This is a genomic window from Serratia sp. BIGb0234, assembly GCF_024809915.1.
In the GTDB taxonomy this organism is placed as follows: domain Bacteria; phylum Pseudomonadota; class Gammaproteobacteria; order Enterobacterales; family Enterobacteriaceae; genus Serratia; species Serratia liquefaciens.
Genome location: NZ_JANUEI010000002.1, coordinates 218,336 through 231,439, shown reverse-complemented (window position 1 = coordinate 231,439; position 13,104 = coordinate 218,336). Strand labels below are relative to the sequence as shown.

At 55.1% G+C, this 13,104-nt stretch carries 12 protein-coding genes; 7 read left to right on the top strand and 5 right to left on the bottom strand.

Going from position 1 to position 13,104, the window contains the following annotated elements:
* Positions 1-8: 8 nt before the first annotated feature.
* Entirely contained in the window at positions 9-1,553 is a 1,545-nt protein-coding gene (locus M2407_RS08095) for a TerC family protein (RefSeq protein WP_046373328.1), read from the top strand.
* 15 nt (positions 1,554-1,568) lie between these two features.
* Here the strand turns inward: M2407_RS08095 and M2407_RS08090 are convergent, their stop codons facing one another.
* The 4 genes from M2407_RS08090 to pabB form a co-directional block, all read right to left on the bottom strand.
* A complete protein-coding gene (locus M2407_RS08090) occupies positions 1,569-3,185 on the bottom strand; it encodes an EAL domain-containing protein (RefSeq protein ID WP_142815077.1) in 1,617 nt (538 codons plus the stop codon).
* 281 nt (positions 3,186-3,466) lie between these two features.
* Positions 3,467-4,831 carry an L-serine ammonia-lyase gene (gene sdaA / locus M2407_RS08085; RefSeq protein WP_041414647.1) on the bottom strand — a complete coding sequence of 455 codons (1,365 nt, stop codon included), beginning with the start codon at positions 4,829-4,831 and terminating at the stop codon, positions 3,467-3,469.
* A 445-nt stretch (positions 4,832-5,276) separates the two neighbouring features.
* The gene (locus M2407_RS08080; RefSeq protein WP_046373330.1) at positions 5,277-5,855 is read right to left on the bottom strand and encodes a CoA pyrophosphatase; all 579 of its coding nucleotides are present in this window, start codon (positions 5,853-5,855) and stop codon (positions 5,277-5,279) included.
* Positions 5,852-7,225 carry an aminodeoxychorismate synthase component 1 gene (pabB, locus tag M2407_RS08075; protein ID WP_259217543.1) on the bottom strand — a complete coding sequence of 458 codons (1,374 nt, stop codon included), beginning with the start codon at positions 7,223-7,225 and terminating at the stop codon, positions 5,852-5,854. Before pabB ends, M2407_RS08080 begins: the two co-directional genes overlap by 4 nt.
* 500 nt (positions 7,226-7,725) lie before the next feature.
* On the opposite strand from pabB, the gene M2407_RS08070 reads away from it, so the two are divergent.
* Together M2407_RS08070 and M2407_RS08065 are read left to right on the top strand one after the other, a co-directional pair.
* A complete protein-coding gene (locus M2407_RS08070; RefSeq protein WP_046373332.1) occupies positions 7,726-8,733 on the top strand; it encodes a glycosyltransferase in 1,008 nt (335 codons plus the stop codon).
* A gap of 63 nt (positions 8,734-8,796) precedes the next feature.
* Positions 8,797-9,042: a YoaH family protein gene (locus M2407_RS08065; protein WP_020827293.1), complete on the top strand. Its 246-nt coding sequence runs from the start codon at positions 8,797-8,799 to the stop codon at positions 9,040-9,042.
* 33 nt (positions 9,043-9,075) lie between these two features.
* Here M2407_RS08065 and purT read toward each other — a convergent pair whose 3' ends face one another.
* Positions 9,076-10,254, bottom strand: a complete 1,179-nt coding sequence (gene purT, locus M2407_RS08060) for a formate-dependent phosphoribosylglycinamide formyltransferase (RefSeq protein ID WP_046373333.1) — start codon at positions 10,252-10,254, stop codon at positions 9,076-9,078.
* A 241-nt stretch (positions 10,255-10,495) separates the two neighbouring features.
* On the opposite strand from purT, the gene dbpA reads away from it, so the two are divergent.
* The 4 genes from dbpA to yebF all read left to right on the top strand — a co-directional run bounded on the left by dbpA (position 10,496) and on the right by yebF (position 13,068).
* The gene (dbpA, locus tag M2407_RS08055; protein ID WP_048760146.1) at positions 10,496-11,878 is read left to right on the top strand and encodes an ATP-dependent RNA helicase DbpA; all 1,383 of its coding nucleotides are present in this window, start codon (positions 10,496-10,498) and stop codon (positions 11,876-11,878) included.
* Between the two features lie 88 nt (positions 11,879-11,966).
* A complete protein-coding gene (locus M2407_RS08050) occupies positions 11,967-12,290 on the top strand; it encodes a YebG family protein (protein WP_115058644.1) in 324 nt (107 codons plus the stop codon).
* Positions 12,291-12,329: 39 nt separating this feature from the next.
* A complete protein-coding gene (gene yqfB, locus M2407_RS08045) occupies positions 12,330-12,638 on the top strand; it encodes a N(4)-acetylcytidine aminohydrolase (protein ID WP_020827289.1) in 309 nt (102 codons plus the stop codon).
* Between the two features lie 70 nt (positions 12,639-12,708).
* Complete coding sequence (yebF, locus tag M2407_RS08040; RefSeq protein WP_048760142.1) at positions 12,709-13,068, top strand: protein YebF; 360 nt, start codon at positions 12,709-12,711, stop codon at positions 13,066-13,068.
* The last annotated feature ends 36 nt before the right edge of the window (positions 13,069-13,104 follow it).

Genomic DNA, 13,104 nt, shown 5'->3' with positions numbered 1-13,104 from the left:
AGTCTGATATGGAATTTTTAATGGACCCCTCAATTTGGGCTGGGTTACTGACACTTGTCGTGTTGGAAATTGTACTGGGTATCGACAACCTGGTGTTTATCGCCATTTTGGCCGATAAGCTGCCGCCGAAGCAGCGTGATAAAGCGCGTATCCTCGGATTGTCGCTGGCGCTGTTTATGCGTCTGGGCCTGTTGTCGGTGATTTCCTGGATGGTTACGCTGACCACGCCGCTGTTTAGCGTCGCGGACTTCAGCTTCTCCGGCCGCGATCTGATCCTGCTGTTCGGTGGTGTTTTCCTGTTGTTCAAGGCCACCATGGAATTGCACGAACGGCTGGAAGGGCAGACGCATCAGGATGGTGCCAACCGCGGTTACGCCAAGTTCTGGGCGGTGGTGGTGCAAATTGTGATCCTTGACGCAGTGTTCTCGCTCGACGCGGTGATTACCGCCGTGGGGATGGTGAACGACCTGCCGGTGATGATGACCGCCGTGGTTATCGCTATGGTGGTGATGTTGGTGGCCTCCAAACCGCTGACTAACTTCGTGAATGCGCACCCGACTATCGTGGTGCTGTGTCTGAGCTTCCTGTTGATGATCGGCTTGAGCCTGATCGCCGAAGGCTTTGGCATGCATATTCCGAAAGGCTATCTGTACGCTGCGATTGGCTTCTCGATCCTGATTGAGCTGTTTAACCAAATCGCGCGCCGTAACTTTATCAAGCACCAGGCCCATCGCCCGATGCGTGAACGCACCGCCGAGGCGATTATGCGTCTGATGGGGCAACAGCGTGCGCAGCAGACGGATGAAGCGGCACCGTTGCCGGTGAATGAAACCTTCGCGGAAGAAGAGCGCTATATGATCAGCGGCGTGTTGACGCTGGCCTCGCGTTCACTGCGTAGCGTGATGACGCCGCGTACCGAAATTTCATGGGTGGATTGCGATCGTTCCCGTGAAGAGGTGCGCGAACAGCTGTTGGATACTCCACACAGCCTGTTCCCGGTTTGTCGTGACTCGTTGGATGAAATTATCGGCGTGGTGCGTGCCAAGGATCTGCTGGTGGCGGTAGAACGGGGCGAAGACATCGCCGAGTTTGCCGCGCGCACACCGCCGATCGTGGTGCCGGAAACCATGGACGTGATTAATCTGTTGGCAGTGCTGCGTCGCGCCAAGGGGCGACTGGTGGTGGTCACCAATGAGTTCGGCGTCGTGCAGGGGCTGGTGACGCCTTTGGACGTGCTGGAAGCCATTGCCGGTGAGTTCCCCGATGAGGATGAGACGCCGGATATCGTGGTGGAAGCCGACAGCTGGCTGGTAAAAGGCGGTGCCGATATGCACTCGCTGGAGCAGGCGCTAAACTGCGAAGATCTGGTCAGCCCGACGGCAGATTACGCCACCTTGGCTGGGTTCCTGCTGGCCCATTACGGCCAAATGCCGGTGGTGGGGGACGTGGTGGAGCTTAACCGGCTGCGCTTCGAAGTCATTGAGGTGTCAGAGTACCGCATTGAGCTGGTGCGCATCACCAAAGTGGAGCCTCACGACGAGGAACATCAGTAACAGAAGCCGGAGGCATCATGCCTCCGGCTTTTTTTCCAGCCCTGCCTTTTGCTCTTCCCGCTGATTCCCCGTCCGTAACCGCGATTCGTACTGCTGTAGCCACAGCGGGAAAACATGGATTGGCATTGGCTTGGCAAAATAGAAGCCTTGCAGGGCATTCACGTCGTGCGAACGCAAATATTCAACCTGTTCGGCGGTTTCTACCCCTTCAGCCACCAGTTTTAATTTCAGACGCTGTGCCAACGTAATAATGGTATCGGTGACTGTGGCGTTAATGGCATCGGTACCGATGGCGGCGGTAAAACCGCGATCGATCTTCAACACGTCCGGGCTGAGTTTTTTCAGGTAGCTGAGCGAGCTGTGCCCGGTGCCAAAGTCATCGATCGCCAGCATAATGCCCATCTCCTTCAGCGTTTTGATTTGCTCATACTGAATTTCTGACAGCGCGGTGCGTTCGGTCAGCTCCAGCATCAGCGACGGCATCGGTTCGGCAGGCAGCCACAGACGGCGAATGTCATCGATGATAGTCACCGCGTTGAAATGCTCCGCGGCGACGTTGATGCTGATATAAAACGACGGACGCGGCGGGAATAACTGCAGATTTTCCACTACGGTGCTTATCAGGTAGCGGGTCAGGGGAATGATTAACCCATGCTGTTCCGCCAACGGGATGAACACGTCGGGGGAGATCCAGCCCTGGCGTTTGTTTTTCCAGCGCAGCAGGGTTTCAACCCCAACGCAGCGACCGGTTTCAGCGTTGATGATCGGCTGACAGTAAACGCGGAATTCGCGATGAGAAATGGCATGTCCTATATGGTACGAAAGGCTCATGCGATTCGCGGTGAGCAGGTACACCACGTAGGCCGCCAGCAGGCTGATTAGTAACGACAGCGGAACATGGCGCGGCAGTGCCGCCAGCGCCAGCATGCCGGCCTGAGGACCGAACAGCGAGACAGAGAACGGGTATTGCGTAGATTTCGCGGTATAGCGCAAATCGGTTATCAGGCTATCGCTGCGCAGGATCTCGCGGCGACCGTATTCCAAACTGTAATCTCCGACGTTCAGCACCACCCGCTGTGCATAGGGTTCCTGAGGCTCGAGCAGAAAGTTTGCCAGCAGTTCAATATTGAAGACGTGCAAGACGCCGTTACGGCGATCATTATCCGCCTCTGGCGTCCACATGATCAGGGTGGGGACGCCTTTGGCGACCGACAGCGAAGGGCGCAGCGCCAGCTTCGCGCCATCGTTTGCTATTGCGGGCAAAATAGCGCTGAAAACATACTTGCGGGAACCAAACAGGCTGGAACAATAAATAACACCATCCTTGACCAGCAGCACTGCCCGAAGCGCCTGGTTTTGCGCGGCGCGAAAGCGCAGCGTTGGCATGACGGTTTCACAAGTGGAGGTCAGCAGGGGCATGGAGCGTTTGGCCTGTAATTCAGCCGGTGACAACAGGTTGTTGATCTTGGCGACGGTGCGATTGGCAAGCACCTGTCGATTGTGTTCGATGGTGCCGATTTCCTGATAGTAGCGGGTGTAAAGCGACAACAGTAGAATAGCCAACCCGACCGCCCCGGCTAGCAGCCAACGGTAATAGCGGTATTTGGTCACGGTAAGTTGGGTCATCAACATCGCTAAATCCTTGTTCGGTAAGCCAGCCCAGAATCACCGTCAGGCCAAACAGTCCAAAATGATACTCGGCTAATTCTAGCCTGTCGTTATACAAGAGTGATGGTAACCCAGTAAATTATTTAAATTTGGCGAAACAGAGGGGGAAATTGTGGGTTAACCGCAGGATCGATGTGACGTTGCCGACATATTTTACTGTGACATTGTCACTTAATTGGCGTTAGCGATTTGATTATCAACAAATTCTGGAAAGAAAAACCCCGCCATAAAGGCGGGGTTTGGGGTTAATCGCACTGCACTTTTATTGCCAGACCGCCACGCGAGGTTTCGCGGTATTTAGCGTTCATGTCTTTACCGGTTTCATACATGGTCTCGATCACCTTATCCAGTGACACGCGAGGCTCACTGGTACGGCGCAGCGCCATGCGCGCCGAGTTGATCGCTTTCACCGAAGCAATGGCATTACGCTCGATGCAAGGCACCTGAACCTGACCGGCAACCGGGTCACAGGTCAACCCCAGGTTGTGCTCCATGCCGATTTCCGCCGCGATGCAAACCTGTTCCGGGCTGCCGCCCAGCAGTTCGGCCAAACCGGCCGCTGCCATGGAACAGGCCACGCCTACTTCGCCCTGGCAGCCCACTTCAGCGCCAGAGATAGACGCGTTCATTTTGTACAGAGCACCGACTGCGCCCGCCGCCATAAAGTAACGGATGTAAATATCCGGGCTGACGGATTCGATAAAGTGGTCATAGTAAGCCAGCACGGCCGGTACGATGCCGCAGGCGCCGTTGGTTGGAGCGGTGACCACGCGGCCACCGGCGGCGTTCTCTTCGTTGACCGCCAGCGCGAACATATTGACCCAGTCAATGACGTTCATCGGATCGCTGGACAATTTGTCGGAAGAAACCAGCAGGCGACGTAATGCGGAAGCACGACGCGGTACGCGCAGCGGACCAGGCAGCACGCCTTCGGTGTTCAGGCCACGGTCGATACAGGCGCGCATGGTCTGCCAGATATTGCCGAAGTAGGTTTCGATCTCCTGCTTGCTGTGCAGCGCCAGTTCGTTCTGCATCACCATGCCGGACAGCGACAGCCCGGTTTCACGACAATGCTCCAGCATTTCACGCGCAAAATTGAACGGGTAAGGAACGCTCAATTCATGCGCATCGGTTTTGCCGAAATTCTCTTCATCGACGATAAAACCACCGCCGATAGAATAGTAAGTCTTGCTGTAAACTTGTTTATCCCCGGCGAAGGCGTGGATTTGCATGCCGTTCTCATGCAGCGGCAGGTTATCGCTGCGGAACACCATGCCGCCGTCACGCGGGAAATCTACCTCATGCAGGCCGCTGGCCAGCATCAGTCTTTGACGTTGTTCTACATCGCGAATAAAACCCGGGATGCTATCGATATCAACGGTATCCGGCATGTTGCCTGCCAGGCCGAGGATGATAGCGATATCGGTATGGTGACCTTTACCGGTCAATGAGAGTGAGCCGTAAACGTCTACGGCAACACGCGTGATAGAAGGCATCAGGCCTTTATTTACCAGATCGTCGACAAACTGTTTGCCGGCTTTCATCGGTCCAACCGTATGAGAGCTGGACGGGCCGATGCCGATCTTAAACATGTCGAAAACGCTAATCACGCTAAAACTCCTTAGAGGCATATTGTTATGGCTGCATCGGTTAAAAACCGTGCAGGGAACAGCGATATTGTAAAAGGGCCGTACGGGTTCGGTTGCCTTTTTCGCATGAAATAAAATAATCCTTGGTGTCAGTCCTGTTTATGATTGCCGCAGGCGCTCGGCCAGTCGAAGAACAGCCGCCACCTAAACTCGGTTAATGGCAATCGCGCCAGCTTCCACTGCTGAACGCGGCCGGCTTAAACCCTGCTGAAATAGTGGTTTATTCCGGACGGCGGTATTTTACAGGTATTTCGTAAGGTTGAAGAGAGGGTTTACAGTTTTTTTAAAACTCTGATAGCCAGAACGGTAGTTGAAAAAGCAAACAAATGAAGTGATGCCGATCGCTTTACCCGTGCCGCTGGTGCAGGTAACCGTTTGGCTTGTGATCGGCGTCACGGAATTGGGGCTAAATGCTGACCTGTTGCGCCAGGCGGCGAATGATTGCCGCGGTCAATCCCCAGACAAATTGACTCTGATACCAGGAGAGATAAATACGGTGCGAATGACCGGCGCGCTGAATATCCAGCGGGTAATAGCGTGAGAGGGTCAGCGCTTCGTGCAAAGGCATTTCGAAAACGTCGGCCACTTCATCTTCATTGGCGCTAAATTGCACGTCGGGTGAGATCAGGCCGACAACCGGAGTGACCTGGAAACCGGTGCTGCTGTCGAGCGGGGCCAGTTGGCCAAGGATAGTCACCGCCTGGGGCGGGATTGCCACTTCCTCCTGGGCTTCACGCAGGGCGGTAATAATCGCTGAGCCGTCTTCGGCATCGGTTTTACCGCCGGGAAATGCCACCTGGCCCGGATGTTTTCGTAGTGAGTCGGCACGGCGGGTGAGCAGCAGCGTGGGCTCGGGCCGGCAGATAATGGGTATCAGCACCGCCGCAGGGCGAACGTTATGCGAAATCTGTGACGCCTGCGGCAATTGCAGCTGGAAGCGGCTGATAAACGCCGCCAGCGAAGTCGGATAAGTCGGTTGGCTCACGAAGCGATAAACTCCCCCAGTTGCGGTAGGATGCGGCCGACTTTATCGAAAGTTTCCTGATATTCCGCCTGTTCCTGGCTGTCGGCTACGATGCCGCCACCGGCCGAACAGTAAATGCGGCCACTTTCGGTGAACAAAGTGCGGATGGTGATGTTGGTGTCCATGGTGCCACAGGCGCTGATATAGCCGATACTGCCGCAGTAGGCGTTACGCCGCTGTGGCTCCAGCTCTTCGATAATTTCCATCGCCCGTACCTTGGGCGCACCGGTAATAGATCCGCCCGGGAAGCAGGCGCGCAACAGCTCAGTTGCTGGTGTGCGTTCGGGCAGGAGGGCGGTGATGGTGCTGACCAGATGATGTACCGCCGGGAAAGGCTCCACCACGAACAGTTCGGGAACTTTGACGCTGCCCGGTTCGGCGACGCGGCCGATATCGTTGCGCAGCAGATCGACAATCATCAGGTTTTCCGCGCGATCTTTGGCGGAATTCGCCAACCGTTGCGCCTGCTGCGCATCTTGCTCGGCATCGGCCAGCCGCGGCAGCGTGCCCTTGATAGGGCGGGTTTGGATCTGCTGGTTCTCCAGCCACAAAAAACGCTCGGGCGAAACGCTCAGTACGGCGTTGTCCGGCAGACGTAAAAAGGCAGAGAAGGGGGCTCGATTGCTGGCGCTCAGTTGCTGAAAGGCTTGCCATTCATCGCCCTGATAATCTGCGGAAAAGCGTTGAGTCAGATTGATTTGATAGCAATCGCCGCTGCGCAAATACTGCTGGATACGTTGGAATTTTTCACCATATTGCTGCCGTGTCATGTTGGCTTGCCAGCGGCTGGTCAAGGTGAAGTCTTGCTGAGGTTCAGATTGCTGGCTGCATAACCACTGCCAGCGTTGTTCAGTATCGCCATAGCTGAGCAGCGTTAGCGTCTTCTTATGGTGATCGGCAATCAGCGCCCAGTCGTAAATGCCAACCGCCATGTCCGGCAAGGTGATATCCGCCTGTGCCATTTGCGGCAGTTTTTCCACTCTGCGGCCCAGATCGTAACCGAATAGCCCCAGAGCGCCGCCCTGGAATGGCAAGTCGGTATTTGCTGCCGGATGTTGGTTTTGTTGTTCCAACTGCTGTTGCAGTAACTGGAAGGGATCTTCCTTCGATTGCCGTACCTCCGAGCCGTGACAGAGCTCTGTGATTTGCCCTCGGGTAGTCAGAGTGACCTTGGGGGCCGCGACCAAAATATCGAAACGGTTATGCGAATGTTCGGCAAAGCCGGAATGCAGCAACATGGCCCAGGGGTGTTGAGCAAGAGGAGCAAACAGCTCCAGCAGGGTGGTGGGGGTGTAGGGCAAAGATTTTAGATTGGGTGCGGTTGCGCTCATGGGCCTCAATAAACCTGACTGACGGGGCGGCTGTTTATGATGGCTATTCTGCCATATTCAGCCGATAGGCGCATGTCCTGGCATGTGTGGGCAAAGCACACTTCACATAAACAATGAATCAACAAATTTGCAAATGAAGCATTTTTTGCGACTTCAACTATAATCCAATATGTTAAAAACTGCGTTATCAATTAATGACTCGGATATATCTTATCCATTGGAATCGGGTTTTATAAATTAAATCCTAGTAATTAGTTTTATTGCGTTATTACTTTTGATTGAGATCACAAAAATATCAGGCGAACTTATGACATTGCCTGATAATACCGGTTCCCGGACGATAAATACCCAAAAAGAGCACGTTTCGTATAAAACTATAAACAGTAACAAGACGCATTTATACCCGTTTTATCGCCGGGCACTGCGTTCTAATTTAATTGCACCCTGATATTTTTAAAAAATAGAGATATTCATTCGTTACTTTTTGCGAAGAGCTGCCTATGCCCCTAATGCTGAGTGTCATCGTCCCGTTACATAACGTGGGTGAACTGTTTGAGCCGTTTTTGGCCTCGCTGTTAGCCCAACAGGAGCGGCGCCTGGAGGTGATCATCGTCAACGACGGATCCACCGACGGCTCTGGTGATATCGCCCACCGCTATGCCCAACGGCATCCTCATATTACCGTGATTGACCAGCTCAATGCGGGCGTATCCTGTGCGCGCAATGCCGGGTTGGCTGTAGCACGCGGAAAATATGTGGCATTTCCCGACGCGGATGATTTACTGGCGCCGGAAATGTATGCAACCCTGATTGAAATGGCTGAAGAAAATCAATTGGATGTCATGCAGTGCAACGGTGAACGTTATTTCACCGACCAAGATGAACTGCAACCGATTATTCCGCAAAACCGCTTGGGCGACACCGGCGTTATTAGCGGAGTGAAATGGTTGGAACGCGCGCTCAAATCGAGAAAATTTATTCATGTGGTCTGGCTGGCGGTATATCGCCTTGATTTTATTAAACAGCATCGGTTGTATTTTGAACCGGGTTTGCACCACCAGGATATTCCCTGGACCACCGAGGTGATGTTTAATGCGCAGCGGGTGAAATATCTCAGTAAAACGTTGTATCGCCAGCGAGTGCACGATAAATCGATCAGCAACCGTCGCCGGACAGGCCAGGCCAACGTTGAATATCAACGCCATTATATGAAAATAGTGGAGATGCTGGTGGCGTTGAACCAGCGCTATGCACGGAAAATCAGTATCCGTCCTGCTTTTCACTGGCAGATCACCCGTGAAGCCCTGGGAATTTGTCACAGCATTCGCCGTGAGCCCGAACTGGCGGCTCAGTGCCGGATCACCGATGAGTTCTACCAGCGCGGTATCGATCGCGCAATGTCCACCAACGCGCGCGGCCTTAAGCAGGGCTGGCACGTCATGCTCTGGTTGCATCGCCTGAAACAGTGGCGACACGGCGATCATTGCTCACAACCGGCCGCTGAATAACAGGCGTTGGGATCCGCCGGTTTAAGGGGTATACTCGCCCTCCATTTTACCGGAGAGAAACACATGCTTGCAGGTATGCCGTCGTTAAGCCATCTAGAGCAGCAGGAAGCTGCGGATCGTATCCATCAGCTGATGGAACAAGGCATGAGCAGTGGTGAAGCCATCGCACGGGTTGCGCAGGAAATCCGTGAAAAACATCAGGGTGACCAGGTTAGCGTTATGTTCGATGACGAAGATGACGATGAAGAGTATCAGGAACGCCCGGACGATCAGGGTGATGATGACTCGGAAGAAGACGAAAACTATTGATGTTGCAGGGGCCGGCAAGCCGGCCCCAAAGCCTTAACCTTCAATGACCACCGCAGCAGCAGCCTGCTTGGCCGACTCTACCGCCAACTCGATATTTTCAGCTGTCGCCAACGCGACGCCCATCCGACGTTGACCTTCAATTTCCGGCTTGCCGAACAAACGCAGCTGATTGTGGCCGGTCAGTGCACGATCCAGCCCGCTGAAACGCAGGTCGCTACTGGTAAGCTGTGGCAGGATCACCGCCGAGGCAGAAGGGCCGAACTGACGGATTGCGCCAATCGGCAGACCGAGGAAAGCACGCACGTGCAGTGCAAATTCAGACAGGTCTTGTGAAATCAGGGTCACCATGCCGGTATCGTGTGGGCGCGGTGAAACCTCGCTGAAAATCACTTCGTCGCCACAGACAAACAGCTCGACGCCGAACAGGCCAAATCCACCCAGTGCCTTCACCACGTTTTCCGCAATGGCCTGCGCGCGGCTGAGCGCCAGTTCGCTCATCTGCTGCGGCTGCCAGGACTCACGGTAATCCCCGTCTTCCTGACGGTGTCCGATCGGTGCGCAGAAATGTACGCCATCGACGGCGCTGATGGTCAGCAGAGTGATTTCAAAATCGAACTTCACCAGGCCTTCGACAATCACCCGTCCCCCGCCGGCACGGCCACCCTGTTGGGCGTAATCCCAGGCGGTTTTCAGCTGCTCCGGGCTGCGGATCAGGCTTTGGCCCTTACCGGAAGAGCTCATGACAGGTTTGATGATGCATGGGTAGCCGATTTCGTCGACGGCCTGACGGAAGGCTTCTTCACCGTCGGCAAAACGGTAGCTGGAGGTCGGCAGGCCGAGCGTTTCTGCCGCCAGGCGACGGATGCCTTCGCGGTTCATGGTCAGGCGCGTCGCTTCTGCGCACGGCACCACACGGTGCCCTTGCTGCTCCAGTTCAACCAGCATGCCGGTGGCGATAGCTTCAATCTCCGGCACGATGTAATCAGGACGTTCCTGTTCAATCACGGCTTTCAGCGCGTTGCCGTCCAGCATGTTAATAACGTGGCTGCGATGGGCCACGTGCATGGCCGGGGCATTGGCGTAACGATCTACGGCAATCACTTCCAGCCCCAAACGCTGGCATTCGATGGCAACTTCTTTTCCCAGCTCCCCGGAGCCGAGCAGCATAACGCGGGTGGCGGAGGGGCGCAGGGCGGTTCCAATAGTTAACATAGTCTCGTACCTGGATCTGTGGAGAGTAATGCGGTCTGATTATGGGCGAGCAGTATATACGAAAACGTTTGCGTGTGCAGCCGGTGGCAAACGCGTTATCGGTTTCTGGGGTAAAACCCCGGCTGGCGGCTTTTTTTATGCGTGAAATCCGTAATCCTGACTATCTCTGTTATCATCTGCGGTTGATTCGGTGCTGCCGTGGGCGCGCCGCCATTCCATTTGCCATATAAGAGTTATCGCCGTGAGCACAGTTTCTTTTTCTTCCCTGCCGCTGCCAGCCGAACAGTTGGCCAACCTCAACGAACTGGGGTATGCCGAAATGACGCCGGTGCAGGCTGCCGCATTGCCCGCCATCCTGAAAGGGCAGGACGTACGTGCCAAAGCAAAAACCGGCAGCGGTAAAACGGCGGCGTTCGGCATTGGCCTGCTGGACAAAATCAACGTTTCCCAAGTGGCCGCTCAGGCACTGATCCTGTGCCCGACGCGTGAGCTGGCGGACCAGGTGAGCAAAGAATTGCGTCGTCTGGCGCGCTTCACTCAGAACATCAAAATTCTGACCCTGTGCGGGGGCCAACCGATGGGGCCGCAGCTCGATTCGCTGGTGCACGCGCCGCATATCGTGGTGGGCACGCCGGGGCGTATTCAGGAACACCTGCGCAAGAAAACGCTGGTGCTGGATGAACTGAAGGTGCTGGTGCTGGACGAAGCCGACCGCATGCTGGACATGGGCTTTGCCGACGATATCGACGATGTGATCAGCTACACGCCGCCGCAACGTCAGACGCTGCTGTTCTCTGCAACCTATCCGAGCGGGATCGAACGCATCAGCGCTCGCGTGCAGCGCGAGCCGCTGAATGTGGAAGTGGACGACGGTGAAGAGCAAACCACCATCGAACAACGTTTCTACGAAACGACCCGCGATCAACGCCCGGCGGTATTGGTGTCGGCGATTCGTCATTACCAACCTTCTTCTTGCGTGGTGTTCTGTAACACCAAACGCGATTGTCAGAGCGTGTACGAAGCGCTGGAAGCGCGAGGCATTAATGTCCTGGCGCTGCATGGCGATCTGGAACAGCGCGATCGCGATCAGGTGCTGGTGCGTTTTGCCAACCGCAGCTGCCGGGTGCTGGTAGCAACTGACGTTGCTGCGCGCGGTCTGGATATTAAAGAGCTGGAGTTGGTGGTCAACTACGAGCTGGCGTTCGATCCGGAAGTGCACGTGCACCGCATCGGCCGTACCGGTCGTGCCGGTTTGAGCGGCCTGGCGATCAGCCTGTGTACGCCACAGGAAATGACGCGTGCGCATGCGATTGAAGAGTATCTGCAGATCAGAGTTAACTGGGCCCCGGTGTCCGAGTTAAGCGGTGCGGGAAACACCACGCTGGAAGCCGAAATGGTCACCCTGTGCATCGACGGCGGGCGTAAAGCCAAGATCCGTCCTGGCGATATTCTCGGCGCACTGACCGGCGAGGCCGGGTTGACGGCGGCGGAAGTGGGTAAAATCGACATGTTCCCGGTGCATGCCTACGTGGCGATCCGCAAGGCCAGCGCGCGTAAGGCGCTGCAGCAGCTGCAGCAAGGCAAAATCAAGGGTAAGAACTGCAAGGTGCGGTTGTTGAAATAAGTCGCGTCAGGGGTGCGCTTGCATCCCTGCGTATAATCACCTTATACTGGTTATAAATACAGTATTCTAACCTTTGAGGAATGCACACATGGCGGTTGAAGTTAAATATGTGGTGGTGAGAAACGGTGAGGAAAAGATGACTTTCGCGACCAAGAAAGAAGCCGACGCTTACGACAAAATGCTGGATCTGGCCGACAGCCTGGGTGAGTGGCTGCAGCAGGCTCCGCTTGAGCTGGATGACGAACAGCGAGAAGGCCTGAGCTTCTTCCTGGCGGAAAACAAAGATGCGCTGGGGCAGATTTTGCGCGGCGCGACGCCGACTGAAACACCGAAGAAAGCTGCCAAAGTGAAAACGGAAAAACCTGCTGCTACCCCAAAAGAGGGATCTGCGTCAGAAAAGCAGGCAGCATAATGACTTATGTTGCGGTAATGTGATGAAAAAGGATCTAGAATGAGCCGTGAAATAACTTTCTTCACTCGTTTTGAGCAAGACATTTTGGCCGGGCGCAAGACCATTACCATTCGGGACGCCAGTGAGTCTCACTTTCAACCCGGTGAGGTTTTACGCGTTAGCCGCAATGAAGACGGTGTTTTCTTCTGCATGATTGAAGTGCTGTCGGTTACGCCGGTGCGTTTGGATGCGTTAACCGAGCAGCACGCTCAGCAAGAAAACATGTCGCTCAGCGAACTGAAGCAGGTGATCAAGGAAATCTATCCGGGGCTCGATGAGCTGTTCGTCATCACCTTCGCCAAACGCTGATCTTTTGCCAGACCAGTTGTGAGCCAAGGGCTGGCGCCCGCGGGTAGCGTAAATCACAACTGGAGGGAATATGAAAGCAACGGGACTGAGTTTGGCCGTAGCACTGTTGGCCACGGTAGGTTTTACCACCACGGTGCAGGCGCAGGAACAACGCAGCGCGAAGGTGGCACAATGCGCGGGTCTGCAACCGGCAGACGTCGCCGCTCAGGTGAAACGCGATTACCTGCAGAACCGCATTACGCGCTGGGAGTCGGATAAAAAGCTGCTGGGTACCGCTACCCCGATAGCCTGGATCAGTCCGGAGGCGATTACCGGCAAGGACGCGGTATGGCAGGTGCCGTTAACGGTACGGGGCACCAAGCTGGATAAAACCTACAATGTCACCCTCGACTGCAACGCCGGTAAAATCACCTACAGCGAACCGCAATAATCTCACCGTTTTCCGGCGCATTAACGTCTGAAAAAT

What these genes read in the sequence shown, in the direction of transcription:
- M2407_RS08095 (WP_046373328.1), top strand. Translation starts at nt 9, where the DNA reads ATGGAATTTTTAATGGACCCCTCAATTTGGGCTGGGTTACTGACACTT.
- M2407_RS08090 (WP_142815077.1), bottom strand. Translation starts at nt 3,185, where the DNA reads ATGTTGATGACCCAACTTACCGTGACCAAATACCGCTATTACCGTTGG.
- pabB (WP_259217543.1), bottom strand. Translation starts at nt 7,225, where the DNA reads ATGAGCGCAACCGCACCCAATCTAAAATCTTTGCCCTACACCCCCACC.
- M2407_RS08070 (WP_046373332.1), top strand. Translation starts at nt 7,726, where the DNA reads ATGCCCCTAATGCTGAGTGTCATCGTCCCGTTACATAACGTGGGTGAA.
- M2407_RS08065 (WP_020827293.1), top strand. Translation starts at nt 8,797, where the DNA reads ATGCTTGCAGGTATGCCGTCGTTAAGCCATCTAGAGCAGCAGGAAGCT.
- purT (WP_046373333.1), bottom strand. Translation starts at nt 10,254, where the DNA reads ATGTTAACTATTGGAACCGCCCTGCGCCCCTCCGCCACCCGCGTTATG.
- M2407_RS08050 (WP_115058644.1), top strand. Translation starts at nt 11,967, where the DNA reads ATGGCGGTTGAAGTTAAATATGTGGTGGTGAGAAACGGTGAGGAAAAG.
- yqfB (WP_020827289.1), top strand. Translation starts at nt 12,330, where the DNA reads ATGAGCCGTGAAATAACTTTCTTCACTCGTTTTGAGCAAGACATTTTG.
- yebF (WP_048760142.1), top strand. Translation starts at nt 12,709, where the DNA reads ATGAAAGCAACGGGACTGAGTTTGGCCGTAGCACTGTTGGCCACGGTA.